Source organism: Segatella maculosa OT 289, assembly GCF_000243015.1.
Classification (GTDB): Bacteria; Bacteroidota; Bacteroidia; order Bacteroidales; family Bacteroidaceae; genus Prevotella; species Prevotella maculosa.
The window spans coordinates 1-19,522 of sequence record NZ_JH594503.1 but is presented as its reverse complement, the minus strand read 5'-3'; the positions used below and the strand labels follow the sequence as shown (position 1 = coordinate 19,522).

Genomic DNA, 19,522 nt, shown 5'->3' with positions numbered 1-19,522 from the left:
TTGGAACGCACAGTTCCACCGCTTGGAATTCACAGTTTCAACGTTTGGAACGCACAGTTCCACCGCTTGGAATTCACAGTTTCAACGTTTGGAACGCACAGTTCCAAAGCATGGAACTCACAGTTTCATCGTTTGGAACACACAGTTCCAAAGCATGGAACTCACAGTTCCAACGCTTGGAATTTACAGTTTCATCGTTTGAAACGCACAGTTCCAACGCTTGAAACGCTAATTAGAAACGCTTGGGAGTAATTAGAATTCAAGGACTTTTGTCTCTCGAGCCTTGAGTTTTAATGTCTTATCGAGCCTTACTTTACAATCCGTGATAACGTCTTTGGCCTCTTGGTGGCTTCCAATTACCTCGGTATAACGGTCGAGAGGAAGTTCTACGGGTGTGCGCTTGCCGTTCAAGATGGTGAGGACGGTCTTGTTATCCAATTGACGAGCGATGACGTAAACACCTTTATAAGGTATGAACTGCACCTGACGCCCACGGCTGATAACGGCATTATTGCGACGCCAATGCAGTAGTTTGCTCAGCCAATCGAACATGGATTGCTCGGCTTTCGTACGGCCTTTGGCTGTGAAAGCATTGTGAGTATCGCCTGCAAACCCGCCGGGAAAGTCACGTCGAACGTCTCCATCGGTCTTTGTTTTCGTGCCATTCATCAGCACTTCCGTACCGTAATAGAGTTGCGGAATGCGGTTGATAGTGAGCAAAAGTGCCAAGGCTTGTTTCAATGCAAGGGTGTCTTTACCCTCGCCCAAGAAGCGGTCGGTGTCGTGGTTTTCGATGAACGCCATCACGTTCGACGGGTTTTCGTAGAGGTAATCATAGCAAAGACTGTTATAAATGCGGTTCAACCCCTTCCACCAATCATCGGTTTCCTCGTTCTTGGCAAGGTTGATTTTGTCGTAAAAGCTAAAGTCCATGACGGTCTTAAGATAGCTGTTGACGGTTGAAAGTCGCGAGTCTTTCTGCCATGCTGCGGTGTAGGCAGGCTCCGTAACCCATATTTCTCCGACGGTATTGAAGTTGGGATATTCCTCATTAAGGGTTTTCATCCACTGCGACATGGCCTTTCTGTCGGCATAAGGATATGTGTCCATGCGGATGCCGTCAATGCCAACGGTCTCTATCCACCATATACTGTTCTGGACAAGATAGGTCATCACGTGCGGATTTCGCTGGTTCAAATCGGGTTTGGTCTTTACAAACCAACCGTCAAGTGTTTCTTTCTTGTCCACCTTTGAAGCGTATGGATCGAGTACAGGCGTAAGCTTATAGCTGGTTTGCAGATAAACCTTGTCACCCTCCTGCAACCACTCGGGAGTATTGAACCAATCCTTTGACGGCATGTTTCTTACCCAAGGATGATCGAAACCACAATGATTGAAAATCATATCCATAACCACTTTCAAGCCTTTGGCATGTGCTTCGGCAATAAGGCGACGGTAATCTTCATTGGTTCCGAAACGTGGGTCAACACGATAATAGTCTGTGGTATCATAGCCATGATAGTTGTTGTAATCATTAATATCAGGCGCATCGTTTTCCAAAATAGGCGTAAACCACAGGGCTGTGACGCCCAATTGATTGAAATAATTCAAGTGCTGGCGAATGCCTTCAAGGTCGCCACCATGACGAAGACTCGGCTTTGAACGGTCTACGACATAGGGTTTCATGCCCTTTAAAGGTTTCGTGATGCCATGCCCCGAGGCAAAACGGTCGGGCATGAGCATGTAGAGCACATCAGCATTGGTGAACCCCATGCGCTTATCGCCGCTCATTTCGCGTGCTTGCAGGGGATATTTCACTTTCTTTCCGTCGAAACTAATCGTCATTTCTCCAGCTTTTGCCCCACTGATATTCAGATAAACGAGCAGATAGTTGGGTGAGTCGAGGCGCACAAGAGAGTCGATTTTCACTCCCGGATAGTCCACACTGACACGCGAATTACGGATATTCTTGCCATAAACCATCAGCTGAAGCGAGCTGTTTTTCATGCCCACAAACCAGTTGGCAGGCTCTATGCGGTCAATTTTTGTCGCAGCCTGTATCATCATCGCCACCAAAAGTAAACCTAAGACAAAAGCTGTTTTCTTCATGTTACATGACATTTTAATCGTGAAGGATAAGTGCACTCTGCGCATCAACGGTCACAATGCCGCCCTGCATCTGTCCCAATCCCTGCTCATCAATCCTCTCGTCACAGACCACTACGGTATAGTTGCCTGCCGGAATGGCTACTTCACGCGGTTCACGGTTGGCATTCAAAATGACGATAATATTGTTCCATGTATCGCCACCCGCATGATTTTGAAGCACAAATCCAACAAGACAGGGCTTCACAGGCAGGAAATGAAGATGCTTTCTGACGAGCGCGGCATCGCCAAGTCGGAATGCAGGGTGGTTCTTGCGTAGCCGAATCAGTTTCTGATAATAAGCAAACACCTGCGGATATTCCTTGAGTTGTGCCCAATTCAGGGCGTTGATGTCTATCGGGGAGTTAAAACTGTTGTGCACACCTTGCTTATTACGCAGCATTTCTTCACCGCTCAAGATGAACGGGACACCTTGCGAAGTGAACACTGCAGTCTGTGCAAGCAAGTCGAGACGAATGAGTTCATTGTCTTGAATGCTGGGGATAGAGGTGCGAAGACGGTCAACCAAGCACATATCATCATGACAGCTGACATAGCTAATCTGTTGGGTAGGCTGTACGGCCCACGGCTCCTTGCTGTAGTTTACCTTTGACATGTCAACATCGGGATGGGAAATGGCGCCTACAATGCCAAACTTCAAGCTCTCTTCTTCGCCCTTAATGCCGGCAAGAAAGCCCCCTTTCCTATCATCGCTGAAAGGGCCACGGAGGGCATCCCGCATGTCATCACTGAAGGCAGCAATACCATGTAATTGGGCCGTATGCGCCTTGACAGCTAATTTCTCCAAAGGATAAGCACAGCTACCTGCACTCCATCCCTCACCATAGATATAGATGGTGGGATCTATTTTGTTGACTTCGGCACGGATTTCATTCATGGTTTCGATGTCATGAATACCCATTAAGTCGAAGCGAAAGCCGTCGATGTGATACTCGTTTATCCAATATTTCACACTTTCGAGCATGAACTTGCGCATCAATGGCTTTTCAGAAGCCGTTTCATTGCCACAGCCCGAACCGTTGGAAAAAGTTCCATCAGCATCCTTACGATAATAGTAATCGGGATAAGTCAACTGGAAATTGCTGTGCTGAATGTCGAAAGTATGGTTGTAAACCACGTCGAGAATAACACGTATACCTGCCTTGTGAAGCGCTTGAACCATTTGTTTGAACTCACGAATGCGCACGTCCGGGCGGTAAGGATTGGTGGAATAACCTCCCTCGGGAACGTTATAGTTTTTCGGATCATAGCCCCAATTGTAAGGCGGATTATCCTGTATCGTTTCATCAACTGATGCATAATCGAACGAAGGGAGCAGGTGGACAGCAGTCACACCGAGTTGTTTCAAATAGTCAATCGACACAGGTTCGGCCACTCCCAAGAACTTATCGGGATGAGATATACCAGGAGCTGAATGCGTAAAATCACGCACGTGCATCTCGTAAATCACTTGATCGGCAGCCGAATGCAAAGCGGGCCGACGGTCGTTCTGCCAGCCTTCGGGGTCTGTGGAGCGCAGATTGATGACAGCACCTCTATTTCCATTCACCCCAACGGCCTTGGCAAAGACGCCCGGCGTCTCGCCCTTTCCGAGGTCAAAAGTATAGAACTTACCACGCAAATCACCTTTTACATATAATGTCCAAAGGTCTTTTCCCGCGCGTTTCATCTTCAGTGTCTTCACAGCCTTACCTTTCATGCCGTCGTTATACAGCCGAACGACAGGACGTGTTGGGGCATTCAGTTTGAAAACGGTCTGCTTGGGACTGTAAGACATCTCGTTGAAGACATCCTGTGCTCGAATAGTTTGTATCATAGCGGCTGCTAATGCAGTCATACAGAACATTCTGATTTTCATTGTTTAGGTGTGCAGTTAAATCAAAATTACTTATTTCTTGATGAGTGATATGGCAAAACCACCACCACGTGCCTCGTCAATCTTCAACACATAGCCTTTCTTCACAGTGCGCTTAGTGATGGTGTAGGCCTTGGGGTTCGTCTTATAATCGGCTCCTTTTGCATCGGCATAAAGCGTACACTCGTATTTAGCGCCCTTGTCGAGAAAGTCAAGACGCACTACACTTTGATGCCCGTTCTCATCGCACTTGCCTCCAACAAACCAATTATCTGTACCTTTTGCCTTGCGAGCCACCGTGATATAGTCGCCCGGTTCAGCCTCTATATAGCGTGAGTCATCCCAGTCTACGGCCACATCCTTGATGAATTGGAAAGCATCGGCATACTTCTGATAGTTCTCCGGCAGGTCGGCTGCCATCTGGATTGGACCCCACATGACGAGATAAAGCGCCAACTGGCCGGCCAAAGTGGTGTGCACATAGTTCGGATTATCACTCCAAGTCTTGAGTTGAGTCTCTAAGATACCAGGCGTATAGTCCATTGGGCCGCCCTGAAGACGGGTGAAAGGAAGCACTACAGTGTGGTCGGGATTGCTGCCACCGAAAGCTTCATATTCCGTACCTCGGGCGCTTTCATTGCCGATGAGGTTAGGATAAGTTCGACAAAGTCCCGTCGGACGCGTTGCTTCATGTGCATTCACCATGATATGACGTTTGGCTGCTTCCTTAATAACATAAAGGTAATGATTGTTCATTGCCTGTGAGAAATGGTGGTCGCCACGTGGGATAATATCTCCCACATAGCCTCCCTTTACAGCATCATAACCATATTTTTTCATCAAATCAAAAGCCTTGTCAAGGTGGCGTTCGTAGTTAATGACGCTCGAAGAAGTTTCATGGTGCATCATCAGTTTCACGCCCTTGCTGTGCGCATAGTCGTTCAAAGCCTTGATATCAAAGTCGGGATAGGGCGTAACGAAATCGAAAACATCCCATTTCCACATATTCGCCCAGTCTTCCCAACCTACGTTCCAGCCCTCAATGAGTACCTGCTGGAGTCCGTTGGCAGCTGCGAAATCAATGTATTTCTTCACGTGTTCGGTATTGGCAGCATGGCGACCGTTGGGCTTTGCCTTGCTCCAATCCATCTCATCCAACTTCACCGAGGGGTATTCATCGGTGTAGTTCCAACTGCTCTTGCCTACAATCATCTCCCACCAAACGCCACAATACTTCACCGGATGTATCCAGCTGGTGTCTTCAAGCTTGCAAGGTTCGTTGAGATTGAGTATCAAACTTGATGCCAACATGTCGCGGGCATCATCGCTTACCATGACTGTTCGCCACGGTGTTGAACATGGAGTCTGCATGCATCCCTTTAATCCTGTGGCATCAGGAGTGAGCCATGACTCGAAAACAAAGTTCTTGTCGTCGAGGTTCAAGTGCATGGTGGCATAGTCGATGCAGGCAGCTTCGTGGATATTCAGATAGAGATCGTCTTGCGTCTTCAACTGTAAAGCCGTCTGAACACCCGTCGGTGAGAATACAGATACGGAAGAGTTATTCCAATTGACCGCTTTCTTGAAACGCTCACGGATTTCAGACAGTTTCGTTTCCTGTGTTTCCTGCTCCTGTGTGTCATAGTCACCCGGCAGCCACCAAGCCGTATGATCGCCTGTCATGGCAAACTGAGTGTGCTCTTCCTTGATGAGGAAATAGTTGAGAGACTGCTGTTGTGGAAACTCATAACGCAATCCCATGCCGTCGTCATAGACGCGGAAACGAATGATGATATTGCGGTCTGACGATGCTTGATGCAGCGAAACCGCCAATTCATTGTAATGGTTTCTAATCTTCTTAAACTGTCCCCACACCGGTGTCCACGTCTCATCAAACGCAGAAATCTTGGTGTCGGTGATTTTAAAACCGTCCATCAGGTCGGTCTCCTTCAATCCCTTGGAGGCGTGTTTGTCTTTTGCCAACTCCAGACCAAGGTGTGAAGGCTTCACCACCTGCTTATTCTTGAACGTCATCTCATAAGTGGGTTGTCCGCTTGGCGACAGCGAAAACGTCACAGCAACCTTGCCGTCAGGCGACTTAACCGTCTGTGCCACGGCCATGCAAGGTACTAACAACAGCGCGAAAAGGAATTGTAGATGTTTCATTATAAATTGTTTATTTGGGTTTTCAGAATGTAGTTCTTTTTTCAAAATTAAAAGGTCATCATATAAACCTCAAGGCAGTGAGAGCCTACTCGTGTCAGACTCTCACCGTCGATATCGTAGGATTACCATTCAAAAGGCCTATTCCCTGCCCGACTGACACACGAGTTCAGTCACATTCTCGCGGAAATCAGTATTCTGCATGAGGTCTTCAATGCTCACATGCATGCGATAACGCCAGTAATGTTTAGGGTTTGCAGGGATGTTAATGCGCTCCGCATTCTGGTCAGCAAGGCGCAGTTTCTCGTCAATTGCCAACCAATCCTGCACGGAAAGGATGCAAAGCATGCTCGGAGACATCAGGTGACGGCCGACAATATCACGTGCCAACCAGCCCGGAAGTGGGTGAGGAGCTGCCCCACCCCGATAGAGCATGCTGTTGTAATAAGCCTGTGTACGCTCGAAATCCTCGTCCCACCACTGACGCAGTGTAGGCATGTCATGGCTTGAAATGGTGCATACCGAACGATAAGGATTGCTGCCCAAGTAACCAAATCTCACATGAGGATCCTTCGGCATACTCTGCAGTTCGAGGCTCAATATCTTGAGATTGTTCATCACCCATGGCACACAATCGGGCACCATACCAAGGTCTTCAGCACACACAAGCATGCGCGTTGCCTGCACAAGCTTAGGCAATTTCTTCATGGCCTCACGATACCAGAACTGGTTATTGCGACGATAATAGTAGTCATTATATATGCGGTTGAAGACTGCCTTATCGCTGTCATAGAGTGCTTCATACGTGAAGTCGAACTGCGCACTGATGCGTGGGTGGAACTTATTCGGGTCTTTACGGTCGCGCACAAAGAGCACATTGCTGATCAAGGCATAAAGACCGTCGCGCAACCAGATATCGGCATCCGAGGTCTTTCCCTCAAAGGCAGCTTCCACTTTGCGTTGGGTGCTGAACTCGGGCTTCAGCTCATAGATGTCATCATGTGTGTGGTTGAGGAACCGCTGCTTCACTTCTGCAGCGCGTTCATGGAATACACGGTCAATAATCCAATCGCTGATAAACGGCTTGGTGAACTGATCTTCAAGGAAATGCAGGCCATAACCTTCGATTTCTTCACGCGACATGCCAAGCGATGGGGCAAACTGTCCGAGCAGACCATGCACGGCATCAGATGGAATTTCCCATATACGGAAGAAGCCAAGCACATGGTCTATGCGGTAAGCATCAAAGTACTTATTCATGTTCTGGAAGCGACGTACCCACCACTTACAGCCGTCTTTCACCATTTCATCCCAGTTATACGTGGGAAATCCCCAGTTTTGTCCGTTCACAGAGAAGTCATCAGGCGGTGCACCGGCCTGTCCGTTGAGGTTGAAATACTTCGGTTCCATCCACACATCACAGCCATAACGGTTGACGCCAATAGGGATATCGCCCTTCAGAATGACGCCCTTCTCACGTGCATAGGCATGAACTGCCTCCATTTGCTGGTTCAAAACGAACTGTACGAAATAGAAGAATTCCACTTCTTTATATTCTTTTGACGACGGCGTGGAGAGCTGTTTGCGTTCTTTTTCGTTCCACACTTGGTGGTCAGGCCACGTTGAAAAGTCGGCCTTACCGTATTTATCTCGCAAATAACAATACTGCGCATAGGGCACAAGCCACTGCTCGCTGTCGGCAAAGAACTGTTTGAAAGCCTTGCTCTTGAGCATCTCTTTACCCTCCTGCTGATAGATTTCATGCAGATATTTCTGCTTGGTATCGTTCACACGCTCATAATCTATCTGCTTCAAAGCATTGAGTTCCTGGCGTAAAGCCTCGAAATCATTACTTTTCTTTCCGTCTTTCAATGGTGGCAGCTGCCTCAGGTCAGCATACTGCGGATGCAGAGCAAAGATGCTGATACAGCTGTATGGATAGGAATCTGTCCATGTATGTGTGGTCGTAGTGTCGTTGATAGGCAACACCTGAAGCACGCGTTGATGGGTCACAGCCACCCAATCTATCATCTTTTTCAGGTCGCCAAAGTCGCCGATACCATAGCTTGTCTTTGAACGAAGTGAGAAGACAGGCACTAACGTTCCGGCCAATTTGCGATTGCAGATATCGAAGAAAGCCTGCGAAAGTTCGTAGACAACCACCTCGCCATTCTTGATTTCGGGCAGATGTATCTCTCGGTTCATGCCTGTTTCCCACAGTGGATGCTGTTTGTCTGCCGTGTTGAGTGCAGCAAACTTGAATTCAAGAACCTCACCATCCAAGGTTTCAACGTTGAGATCTACAATCCACTCATTGTAATTATGCTCATACATGGGCAGTGCCTTGAACACATCCCATGCACCCATTGACTTGGGTTTACCGACCACAGCAAGCTGTTCGAATGTACGAAGCTGTGGTGCACGCACGATGAGGCGCACCGTTTTGTCGTAAGCCGAAGGGCGAATGGAAGGCAAAGGACGGCGATTTACACACTCCGTAAAAGCCGAACTGTAGAGATAGGAATCCTCGGGAACGTCGGCCCAATGGTCGTAAACGGTATATTCCCTGCCCTTAACGGCGCTGAGTTCCAAGCGATGTGTCTCGGTAAGCCACTCGTGACGGCTGTCTGCCCAATCGCAGTCGACGCTGTAATAATAGTCGAGCGAGGTGTTGAGGGTCGCCTCTTTGCGGTTCAACTCATACCACCAGTGCTTTCCATCACGGTTGTTCATTCTGAACTGGGAAGTCTTCTTTCTCCCTTTACTGTCAGTCTCTACGATATTCAGCAATACTTCTTCGCCGAATACAGTGTCGTAGTTTATATTAAAAGTCAGTTTCATACGGTGTTTAGTTATTCCCGGTAAAGATAGCAATTTAGTGGCAAGCCGCTTCCTGCGAATATGATAAAAATACGAAATAATGATGCAAACGTTTGCGCAAGGAGCAGTCTTTGGCTTATAGCTGATGAAAGCGTTAGTTCCTTCTGCAGTCTCCTTGAGGAAGAAGACCGTGGAGAAGCAGTTACTTCCATTCTTTTGTAGGGGCGGAGAGCGCGTTAGGGGATGAGGGGGAGCGACTTTTTTTTCACCAATACCGACGCACCTTCTTTCTCTATACTATAGCCGTGGCAAATCATGATAGGTTTGCCTTTGACCGTGTAGACGGCACAATGCCCCACGGCCTCATACGTTTTCTTGTCGCCTTCGAGCACAATGTCGCCACCACCTTTGAGCATATCACGCCCACTACGGTCGAGATAAGGCCCTATGATTTGCCGACTCCGTCCCACGGCAATGCGATAGGTGCTCTTCATACCTTGACAACAATAATCCCAACTCACGAAAAGATAATACCAACCCCGATGATAATAGATGAAAGGGGCCTCGATAGCATTCGGTCCGGCATCGCGTGAAGTAGGATTATCTGCGACATTTTGGTCGGTTGGAGCATAGCGGCGAGCAATCGTGAATGGACGTGTTCCATGAGCAACATGGAGTGAACTGTCAAGGCGAACGAGCTGAATGCCATCCCAAAAGGAGCCGAACGCGAGCCAAGGCCTGCTCTGCTCGTCTATAACGATATTGGGATCGATGGCGTTCCAATTGTCGCGGCCGACGCGAGATGCGATGACGCAGCCTTCATCGCGCCACGGTTCATCGGCGGCGAGCAATGACTTGGAGAGCAACCCGATAGCCGACGTGTTCTTTCCGAATGTGGAGCACGAATAAGTCATGTACCAACGGCCGTTGAACTGGATGATATCGGGAGCCCAAACGTGCTGCGTAAAGCCGGGAACGGAGTCGCGTGTCCACTGCGGAATAACCGTCATCACACCGCTACGGTAGCCCGTCCAGTGCTTAAAATCACGAGAAGTGTACCGGCTGATGCCGTTCCCTGTGCCGTAAAGGTAGTAGATACCGTCCTCAATGGCCATCACGGGGTCGTGCACAAACGGTGTGTCAACGGTAAAAACATCAGGAGACTGCTGCCCGAAGGCCACTGTAGAATAAAGCAATATACAGGCCCGAAACAGCATTCCGAGCCTTGCGGTTGCGATAGAGAACATGTGCCTCGTCCGGATTTCCATTCCGTCAGACTTTCTTTCCCCAATAGGTGGTCTTTCCATTTGAACTCAGTCCCACATAAACGATGGTCGCCTTACGCGGATTAGCCTCCCAGTCGAGTTCGCGCCGCAGGTAGAATTGCTCATTGTCTATCGTCAGCACATTCTTTGAAGCATCAAAACGCCATGCCTTGCCCGTCTTCCAACCCGATTTCACCGTGTGATTGGCAGCCAAAGTCATGCTGACGGAAGCGTCTTGCCGCTTGTAATTGTAAACCAGATTGATGTGCTGCCAATCGCCAAGGAGCTCACTCTCGGAGATTGTCTTCTGTGCGATACCGGCATAACGCTCCGGAAGTACAAGCGGCCAACCGTCGGACGTCCACACGATGGCACGCACGCCGCCTACCATTAAGGCATTGCTACCCGCATTGCCCTTATAGTTTTCGGGGAACCGCTGCTGTGAAGCATAATACCAGTTGCCCTTGTCGTCGTTGAACACGGCGCAGTGACTGATGCCTACCCAGCCGTGGTCGCTGCCGAACCGATACGGATGTGTCAGAATGGGATAGGCGTCTCCGCCCCTATTAGTGACGTCTCGCCCCGTGATGTCATAGTAAGGGCCCTCAATATTCCGTGAACGCACCACCCGAGTATTATAGGCCACGGATAACTCATCGTAGGCCATGAAGAGATAATAGTAGCCTTCGTGCCAGACCACCTCGGGAGCTTCGCTTGCCTGCCAGCGGTCTCCAAACTTACGCGTATAAATCAATTTGCCATAAGCCGTCTCGTTCTCCGCGCCCCAAGGGTTGCCCAAGGCATGCAAGGGCTTGCCCGTCACGGGATCAAGCTGCAGGGCTGCGAAGCCGCTGTGCCACGAACCGTAGACCAGCCAATGCTCGCCTTTCTCGTTGATGAGCAGCGACGGATCGATGGCGTTATACTTGAAATAACACCGAGCATAGTCGGTTGCATTGACTTTAAAGTCGAGCCCGCGGTCGGAATAGTTCGTGATGACGTAGCCTTTGTCTGTCCACGTGTCGATGTCGGCGGGATTCGACGTCTCCATCAGGCCAATAAAGCAACGCTCGCTCCATGTTCCCGTGCCGTTGATCGTTCCGGGAAGCGTCACGACATAGTACATGCGATAGAGGTCTCGGCGGATGCGGCGTACGCAAGGTGCCCAGAAGCCGAACTGCGTTTGGTTGTGGAAATCTATCGAAGAAGGCGCAAGCCCCATGTCTTTCCGTATCTCATTGAGTTTCGACTTCACCCAGGTCGGAACGCCATGCAGCGTCGGTCCCATGAACTCCCAATTGATAAGATCCTTCGAGCGGCGGCAGTAGAAGTGACCGCGCGACTGCCCTTCGCCTGCATGAGCATTGCCATAGCTGGCATCAGTCTGATACATGTAATAATAACCATCGTCGGCCCGCACCACGCTCGGGTCGTGCACGTTGGCCAAGTTCCACCTGAAGCGGTTGCCCCAGTCGGCAATCGGCGTGTAGTCGTCGGCCATATTCTGCCCGTCGGTCACGGTGACGTCGGTCTGGACCTTGCTGCCAGGGTTTTCATACTCGATGTTATCGTCTTCCTTGCAGCCTGCGAAAGCTATGGCCGCGAGGAAGGAAATCCATACCATGCTGTTTGTTTTCATATTTTTTTCTGTTATGTGATGATTGTGCGGATCACCTGCGCCACGTCCGTCACGTATTGCTTTTCGTTCCGTGCCGCCTCTCGCAAAATTCCGTGCCGTGTCGGAAATCGTTCCGTGCCGCCTCGAAAATCATTCCGTGCCGCCTCGGAATTTGTTCCGAGCTATGTCGAAATTTATTGAGTGCCGCCTCGGAATTCTGTGAGACCCGGGTCTTACGTCGCTGAGACCCGGGTCTCGCACTCGTGAGATCCCCCTCTCACTTTAACGAGAGCCGCCTCTGATTAAAAAGAGAGCTATGTCTCTTTTTAAAAACATCCTGATCTTTTTTCAGAAAGATAGGGATGTTTCTGAAATCAGTGGAGAATACGAGGGGTAGCACAACTGCTCCGGCCTAAGTTTCGATTTAATTGAACACCAAGTGGCAACTGTCTATCGTAAAACCGAAGTTGAGGTCGGCAGGGTTCACGGTGTTCACGCCGAAGTAGTATTGCGTGTAGGTTTTCCCATCGGTTCCTCGCATCACGGCCTGCACGTCGGCCGTGCCGTTGTTGACATTGGTCACATAGACCGTGACGCGCGCTCCGTCCATCGCGGCCCGCCATGTAGTCCAATCTCCCTGCGTTCCCTCGTGAGCACAAGCGGCATAGCCATTTCCCCAGCCGTAGTTGTCGGAACGGAGTACGGCATATTCGGAATTGTCACTTGCGCGAAGCACAATGACGAAGTTGTTCCAATTATTGGCCTTGCTGCTGTGGTTGGTGAAGGTGGCCATACGCGTTTGGCCCACGCCGACGTTCACCTTGTCGGTGTGCACCGACCACCATGCGCTGGAGTTGTCCGTGGCGCCGAGTACGGCGGGCGTAATGGCGGTAGCAGTGGGCGTGGTGGCCGAGACACGAATGACCACGGTGGCCGTTTTACCATTGCCTGTTTTGATGGTCACGGTGTGGTTACCTACCTTTGCAGGAATGGCCGAGAACGTCAGTTTGTCGTTGGCCATAACGGCCGTCCGCCCGTTACCATAAGTAGCCGTAACCTCGAGACCGGTTTTGTCGAAAGCCAGCGTGCGGGTGGCAAGACCGCTGATGTCGGGTGCATTGTAGAAGTAGTAGTGTGTGCGCGTTGGTTGCCGGGTCACAGTGATGGCGTTGACCTTTTCAACCACATTGAACTTTGCGTTGGCGACGATGGGCCGTGCGGCATTCTCGCCTTTGAGAGTCTTGTTGTAAATCGCGACGAGTTGCTTCTCGCCGACTGTCGTCATGTCGGGAATAGCTGAGAAATAGAGTTCGGAAGCCGGCACAACCTTGGTCACACCTTCCTCATACGTCACCGTGGCCGAAACGTTGGCCATGGCGGCATTGAGTGTCGTGCCTTCATCAACCTCGTCGGGCACGTTCTGCAATGTCATCGAAAGGGGTGCCTTATCCTTGGCAGAAGTCAAGCCACCGATAGGAACGACATTCGTTTGTAGGAAGTCGATATAAGAGCCTTCAGGACACAAGAAGCACCGTATGTTATGATTGGAGGCATCAGCATTGCGATTAGCTAACTTGTAAGGCTGTGTGAAAGTCTTGGTAACAGCGCCATTGGTCATCTTCACCAAGAATGTATCAGGGCGCGAACGGTCTACTGTCAGCGTAATCTTTCCACCCAATTGCTGTACTTTCTCGTCTTTGTTGTCAACGGGCGAAAGCAGTAGCGTGCTCTTGGTGTACTTGAAATAGAGTCCGCCCCACTGCGAGTTGAACTTAGCCGAGTCGCCCGTGGCATCGAAGCGAATGGCACCATATTCTGAATAGCCTGTTCCTCCGCGGTCAACATCATTTGTGATGATCAAGGCGAAGTTCTTGTAATACGTGTTATCGTTGGGATTCAGGTTCAGATTGAACACAGCGTTCCACTTCGTATTTTCGGGTATAACATAATACTTTGAAAACTGCTGCCAAAAGCCCGAGGTGAAGTCTTTTGCCCCAATAGAATACACATCTTCCTGCATACCAACGAGTACTTCCTCTCCAGTGTTCTGCTTAGACTTATTGATAGAATCTATTTTCTGGGAAATCCAATCGGGCGCATTAACATTATAAAGGTCGCCACCCTCGCAACCTGTCAATGTTAGCAAGCCCATAACAGCCAGAAATATGACTGACTTTATTTGATGAATATATTTCATACGTTTGTTTTTTTGAAGTGAATGAATAGCTAACAACTTAATGGCCAAGACTTACAACAGGACGAACAGTCCAGCCCTTTCCCTGGAAATAAGTGGCGTTATTACTGCCATAATTGGCCGAATTACCTTCAAGATTAGGATTCTTATTCGTTAATTCCTGTACAATTGGCAAGAACTCATGCCCTTGAGCATAGGTATCGTAAGAGCTTTTCAGTTCTGGATCAATGCCCACTTGCGTATAACTGACAGCATCTTTAGCATGATGAACGGAGCGACGGAACGTGCCGTGTTCTTTCAATTGCTGTAATCTGTCAGCGCTATAGAAGAAGCCCCAGCGTATCAAATCAAAGCCACGACCGAACTCACAGCCGAATTCTTTCGGACGTTCTACGTTGGCAATCTGCTCAAACAACTTATCCGCTGTGGGGAAATCAGCTAATTTCAGACCTACTAATCCCGCACGTTGACGTACTTGGTTAATCCAATCAATTGCCTGTTGTGTAGGTCCATTCAGCTCATTCTCACATTCGGCAGCACGCAAGAGCACATCAGAATAGCGCATCAGACGTAAGTTAATACCATCGTGCAAGCCAGTCACAACCTTATCATAAAGCCCAGTACGCATATTGGTATTCTTTGCGATTGGCAGTCCACCATTATTATTATTGGTCACCACTGTATCTGTTGCAGTCATTGGTTTGGTATACCCTACATTGCCATTCTCAAATCCTTCCCAATCAGTTTCATACGTTCCGATAGTCCAATAAAGGCGAGGATCAAGCTTACCCTTGATTGTTCGCTCCTGCTTAAACAGCTGATAGAGCCAAGGAGAGGCCGAAACATCAGCCCAACCACCATAAACACCAGGAGCAAAATTGCTTTCTATCGCTGAGCCTTGTGTGGCATTGACGCTCGTATTGACAGGCGTCCACTCATCATCCGTTCCCTGTGAGTCTTTATCCAAGAACTGAACTTCAAACAGACTCTCGGCATTGTTCTCATATTTCGAGCCTTCCCGGAAGTTATCTCCATAGTTGGGCATCAGCTTATAAGTGCCATATTTCTTACCGATGATATCTTTCAGCACCGCAAGAGCCTCGCTATACTTATGGCGTTGCATCAAAGTGCGGGCGTAATATCCGGCTGCTGCACCACTCGTAGCACGTCCACCGGCCCACTCTCCACCAGCATCACGTGACGGAAGTAAAGTCATAGCCTCTTGGAAATCCCTTTCCACTTGGTCCAAGACCTCGTCATACGAACTGTTCTTTCCATAGAGACCATCCAACGTAGAATAGCCGGCATAGTCGGTAATCAACGGTGGATTCTGATAATATCCAGCAAGGTTGTAATAAGACAATGCCCGAAGGAAGAGCATCTGTCCCTTGATACGGCGCATTCTCTCACTTAAAACCGCATCATTATCTCCACAACGTGAGATGCCGAAATTACACACATTGATTGTATAATACCATTCACGCCAAGGCCAAAACGAAATGTCATGCGTCACTGGTGCATTCAAATCGTCGAATGGAAGATACCAAACCTGTGATGAGTTCCATGCCTCATCACCCCGGCATACATCAATCATATATCCCACACGAGCGTAAGAACCTTCCATACGGATATGGTTATAAGCTGCTATAACGCTCTCTTCCAAGTCGTCAGCATTAAAGCCAAAGGTTCCCGTTGTCTGTTGATTGGGGTTCACCAACTCTAATTTATCGCCACAAGAAGCAAGCATGCCAAGCCCCAACACAAGGGCAAGAGATAGTTTATATAGTTTCATTTTGTATAATCTATTAATGTTTTACATGATGAATTGAATATATCTGCAAGCCATTAGAATGTAAAGTGAAGGCCAAACATCACACTGCGTGCACTCGGGAAAGAACAGAAATTATAGCCTGGAGTAAAGGTTCCACCTGCATAGTCAACGTTATAACCATGGTATTTGGTGAAAGTATAGAGGTTTTGTGCCGAGATATAGGCACGCACACCACTGACAAGACCACCAAACCACTTATTAGGGAAATTGTAACCCAACTCTACATTAGCAATCTTCCAATAGGCTGCATTCTGTATTTTGCGCGAACTGAAGAGGTCGTTCCACCCCAAAGTTGCATTATTGGTCACATAGGTGCGGGGCACATCCGACAGATAGGTTGCCCCATCTTCCGAATAACGGTTGGCATCAAGCATGTCCACCGATTTGTTTCCCCAGCCATAGCAAGAGTTCAGACTATTGTAGATATCATCAGACACATGATAGTTGAGCGCACCATAGGTAGAAACATTCAAGTCAAAGTTCTTGTATTCCAACCGGACATTCACTCCAAAGTTCACCTTGGGAAGTCCGCTTCCCAAAACGACTTGGTCGTTTTCATCAATCTTGCCGTCAGGAACTCCGTTCGGCCCACTTACATCTTTATACAGGCAATCACCGATATTGGCTCCTTGCTGCGTAGCATGATTGTCTAAATCTGCCTGTGTACGGGCAATGCCTTCATACACCCAGCCATAGAATTTGCCGATTTCGCGCCCCACATATGTAGCATATGCGCCCGTGATATATTTGTCTCCAAATCCCAAAGAAGTGACCTTATTCTTCAACGTGCTCAAATTGGCACCGATTTCATACTTCAGCGCGTGGTCGCGATTGCGGTAAGTAGCCGAGAATTCAAAGCCACTGTTATCCATAGAAGCCGCATTCATCGTCACCGATGTATTGGAAACGCCAGCTTGTTCGGGCACAGGAACACCATAGAGCAAGTCTTCCGAGCGGTTCTTATACCATTCGGCAGTGAACTCCAAGCGGTTGTTGAACATGGCAACATCAATTCCAACGTTCGTCGTTTTCTTCTTTTCCCAAGCTATGTTCTGATTCACAAAGGTTGAGACAGCCGACCCCGACACCGGTTTATTATTGAAACTGTAGGTCATATTGTTGCGTGCCATGGTTGCCATGTATTGATATTCGCCGATATTCTCATTGCCAAGCACACCATAACTGGCACGAACCTTGAACATATTGACCACATCTCGACTGATAGGAAAAAACTTTTCCTTGTCAAAACGCCAACCTAATGACACCGAAGGAAACGTTCCCCAACGGATAGCTCGCGTCAGACGGGAGCTTCCGTCACGTCGAACGACCAATGAAAGCAGATATTTTTCATCGTAGTTGTAGTTCAAGCGACCAATGAAAGAACTCAAGGCATGGGCAAATTCAAAGGACTCGGCATACTGTTTCTTACTGTTTTGCAGCTGTAGGAAATAGGGTTCGTTCATATTAATACCCTGCCCTGTCAACAAATCGGTATGCTCTTCCTCGTAGGTCTGACCCAACACGAGGTTGATGTTGTGCTTACCGACATGCCCATCATAAGTCAATGTGTTCTCAATCAAGGCATCTGTATAGTCACGGCTGCCTTTCGTGAGTCGCTCATTACTCTTATCCAAGTACACACGGTTGCTTTGTGCCCATGCCGAAATCCACGTAAAATCCTTCGCATGCGTCTTACTGTAAGAGAGGTTCAGATTGTAATGCAAGCTGTGGTTCTTGTTGTTAAGACCCAACATCTTGAACAAATCAACGTCAGCAGAGCCATTCCCCACGAAACGGTCTACCAAAGTGTTGCGCTGCAAGAGGTGATTCACGAGCAAAGGATTGGAAGCTGAGATGTCACCATGAATGTTATCATAGTACACTCCATACCCGTATGCATCGTATTTATAGCCATTTGCCAAGCCCACCTTGTCGTCAAGCACCCACGTTGAAGGGTCGTATGCCTTGATTGTAGGCTGCATCAACAGCGTTCCACGCAACACATTGCTCACGTCTCCATAAAGACCTTGCACGTATTCTGAGGCATTAGAGAGTCCCATATTATCCTGATTGGAATGCGAATAGACGAAACTCGTGCGGAACTTGATGAACTTCGTTTCCATAGTGTTGTTCACACGGGCCGTATAACGCTTGTAATTGGGGCCTGCACCCTCAAGAGTTCCCTTCTGTTGGAAGTAGTCAAGCGCGATATTATAGGTATTGTGTGCACCGCCACCGCTGAGGTTTACATTGTGATTCTGCCTGACTCCTGTCTTAAACACCTCGTTAAACCAATCGGTATCGGTGTTATCCATAAACTGATAACGCCCCGTTTCAGGGTTCAACTTATAGCCTCCGGGAATAGGAGTACCCGAGTTTGTACATGCCTGACCTATATACTGGCTGTATTGTTCGGCATTCATCACATCGTAAACACCACTCGAGATTTTATCAATACCCATGTAACCAGAATAATCAACCTTCAAAGGTTGATCTTTCTGACCGTTCTTTGTCGTGATGATAATCACGCCGTTGGCAGCTCGCGAGCCATAGATTGCACCAGCTGCAGCATCTTTCAACACTTGAATGGAGGCTATATCATTAGGTGAAAAATCGCGAATCGTCGTACCAACGGGCACACCATCGACCACATATAGAGGTGCTGTACTGCCGAAAGAACCGATGCCTCGAATTCTAACCATAGGGTCGGCACCCGGTTGTCCGTCTGTAGTGATTTGCACTCCTGGCACCTTTCCCTCAAGCATTGTTGATATATTCGAATTAGAAACCTTTTTCAAATCCTCGGCATTCACGATAGATACAGAGCCCGTAAGGTCGGCTTTCTTCTGCGTTCCATAGCCCACTACGACCACTTGGTCGAGCATTCTGTTGTCGGGCTCCAGTTGAATGGCTTCTATCACAGCGCGTCCGCGAACGGCAACCTCACGCGTTTTGTAGCCCACATAGCTCACGACAAGCGTAGCATTGGCGGGTGCTTCTACATGGAAGTTACCGTCAAGGTCTGTCACCGAACCACCTTTCAATCCCTTCAATGCCACATTCACACCGATAAGAGGTTCACCTTGCTCGTCAACCACCTTACCTTGGACTTTGATTGTCTGTGACTGCGTAACCGAAGCAAGCAATGTTGTCGGGTAGACAGCAAGCCCACCCACTGCGCTCAGGCATAGCATCACAGAGAATAATTGTTTTCTCATCTTTAGTTATATTTAGGTTATGAATAAAGTTCTATGCTGTTCTCGTGTTCTCACGGGAAGATGACTGTCGTCGGTTTTTAGTTAAACAGCTGTGCGCAAATTTAAGGATTGTCAGCAGACGTAAGGTGGACAAAAGAAATTATTAGGTGGACAAAAGGGGAATATGGAGAAGATAAGCATATATATAAACGAGTGAGGGGAGTTTTTTTGTGATAAGTTTGGCAGTTCCAAAAGAAAGCCTTACCTTTGCACGCGATGATAAAAAGTAATCATATATATTATAAAGGTGTGAAGCCGATGCAAAGAAACTTTGATTTCTCTGCATCTTTTAACGCTTATTATTTGGTTAATCCAAATAATTTGCTAACACACACACACACACACACACACAC

9 protein-coding genes and 1 pseudogene are annotated in these 19,522 nt (G+C 48.4%); 1 reads left to right on the top strand and 9 read right to left on the bottom strand.

The genetic code is table 11. The features are described 5' to 3' along the window. A pseudogene (locus tag HMPREF9944_RS13200) lies at nucleotides 1-202 on the top strand (hypothetical protein); the annotation flags it as partial. A gap of 50 nt (nucleotides 203-252) precedes the next feature. Here the strand turns inward: HMPREF9944_RS13200 and HMPREF9944_RS06080 are convergent. From HMPREF9944_RS06080 to HMPREF9944_RS06040, 9 genes are all read right to left on the bottom strand, one after another. Continuing rightward, complete coding sequence (locus HMPREF9944_RS06080) at nucleotides 253-2,109, bottom strand: glycoside hydrolase family 13 protein (protein ID WP_008565202.1); 1,857 nt, start codon at nucleotides 2,107-2,109, stop codon at nucleotides 253-255. A 13-nt stretch (nucleotides 2,110-2,122) separates the two neighbouring features. Beyond that, the gene (pulA, locus tag HMPREF9944_RS06075; protein ID WP_044113453.1) at nucleotides 2,123-4,024 is read right to left on the bottom strand and encodes a type I pullulanase; all 1,902 of its coding nucleotides are present in this window, start codon (nucleotides 4,022-4,024) and stop codon (nucleotides 2,123-2,125) included. 30 nt (nucleotides 4,025-4,054) lie between these two features. Continuing rightward, nucleotides 4,055-6,187, bottom strand: coding sequence for a glycoside hydrolase family 97 protein (locus HMPREF9944_RS06070; protein ID WP_008565199.1), 2,133 nt, complete (start codon nucleotides 6,185-6,187; stop codon nucleotides 4,055-4,057). Between the two features lie 138 nt (nucleotides 6,188-6,325). Next, on the bottom strand, nucleotides 6,326-9,025 hold the full coding sequence (locus HMPREF9944_RS06065) for a 4-alpha-glucanotransferase (protein ID WP_008565196.1): 2,700 nt from the start codon (nucleotides 9,023-9,025) through the stop codon (nucleotides 6,326-6,328). A gap of 215 nt (nucleotides 9,026-9,240) precedes the next feature. Next, nucleotides 9,241-10,272: a family 43 glycosylhydrolase gene (locus HMPREF9944_RS06060; RefSeq protein WP_008565193.1), complete on the bottom strand. Its 1,032-nt coding sequence runs from the start codon at nucleotides 10,270-10,272 to the stop codon at nucleotides 9,241-9,243. A gap of 4 nt (nucleotides 10,273-10,276) precedes the next feature. After that, nucleotides 10,277-11,908: an arabinan endo-1,5-alpha-L-arabinosidase gene (locus tag HMPREF9944_RS06055; RefSeq protein WP_008565191.1), complete on the bottom strand. Its 1,632-nt coding sequence runs from the start codon at nucleotides 11,906-11,908 to the stop codon at nucleotides 10,277-10,279. A gap of 403 nt (nucleotides 11,909-12,311) precedes the next feature. Next, a complete protein-coding gene (locus tag HMPREF9944_RS06050) occupies nucleotides 12,312-14,084 on the bottom strand; it encodes a hypothetical protein (RefSeq protein ID WP_008565189.1) in 1,773 nt (590 codons plus the stop codon). 37 nt (nucleotides 14,085-14,121) lie between these two features. Beyond that, entirely contained in the window at nucleotides 14,122-15,873 is a 1,752-nt protein-coding gene (locus tag HMPREF9944_RS06045) for a RagB/SusD family nutrient uptake outer membrane protein (RefSeq protein ID WP_008565187.1), read from the bottom strand. A 53-nt stretch (nucleotides 15,874-15,926) separates the two neighbouring features. Further along, nucleotides 15,927-19,130 carry a SusC/RagA family TonB-linked outer membrane protein gene (locus HMPREF9944_RS06040; protein WP_044113451.1) on the bottom strand — a complete coding sequence of 1,068 codons (3,204 nt, stop codon included), beginning with the start codon at nucleotides 19,128-19,130 and terminating at the stop codon, nucleotides 15,927-15,929. Between the last annotated feature and the right edge of the window lie 392 nt (nucleotides 19,131-19,522).

Bases quoted from the DNA above. Each gene is read 5' to 3' on its own strand.
- HMPREF9944_RS06065 (WP_008565196.1), bottom strand. From the start codon at position 9,025: ATGAAACTGACTTTTAATATAAACTACGACACTGTATTCGGCGAAGAA.
- HMPREF9944_RS06070 (WP_008565199.1), bottom strand. From the start codon at position 6,187: ATGAAACATCTACAATTCCTTTTCGCGCTGTTGTTAGTACCTTGCATG.
- HMPREF9944_RS06045 (WP_008565187.1), bottom strand. From the start codon at position 15,873: ATGAAACTATATAAACTATCTCTTGCCCTTGTGTTGGGGCTTGGCATG.
- HMPREF9944_RS06050 (WP_008565189.1), bottom strand. From the start codon at position 14,084: ATGAAATATATTCATCAAATAAAGTCAGTCATATTTCTGGCTGTTATG.
- HMPREF9944_RS06040 (WP_044113451.1), bottom strand. From the start codon at position 19,130: ATGAGAAAACAATTATTCTCTGTGATGCTATGCCTGAGCGCAGTGGGT.
- HMPREF9944_RS06080 (WP_008565202.1), bottom strand. From the start codon at position 2,109: ATGAAGAAAACAGCTTTTGTCTTAGGTTTACTTTTGGTGGCGATGATG.
- pulA (WP_044113453.1), bottom strand. From the start codon at position 4,024: ATGAAAATCAGAATGTTCTGTATGACTGCATTAGCAGCCGCTATGATA.
- HMPREF9944_RS06060 (WP_008565193.1), bottom strand. From the start codon at position 10,272: ATGGAAATCCGGACGAGGCACATGTTCTCTATCGCAACCGCAAGGCTC.
- HMPREF9944_RS06055 (WP_008565191.1), bottom strand. From the start codon at position 11,908: ATGAAAACAAACAGCATGGTATGGATTTCCTTCCTCGCGGCCATAGCT.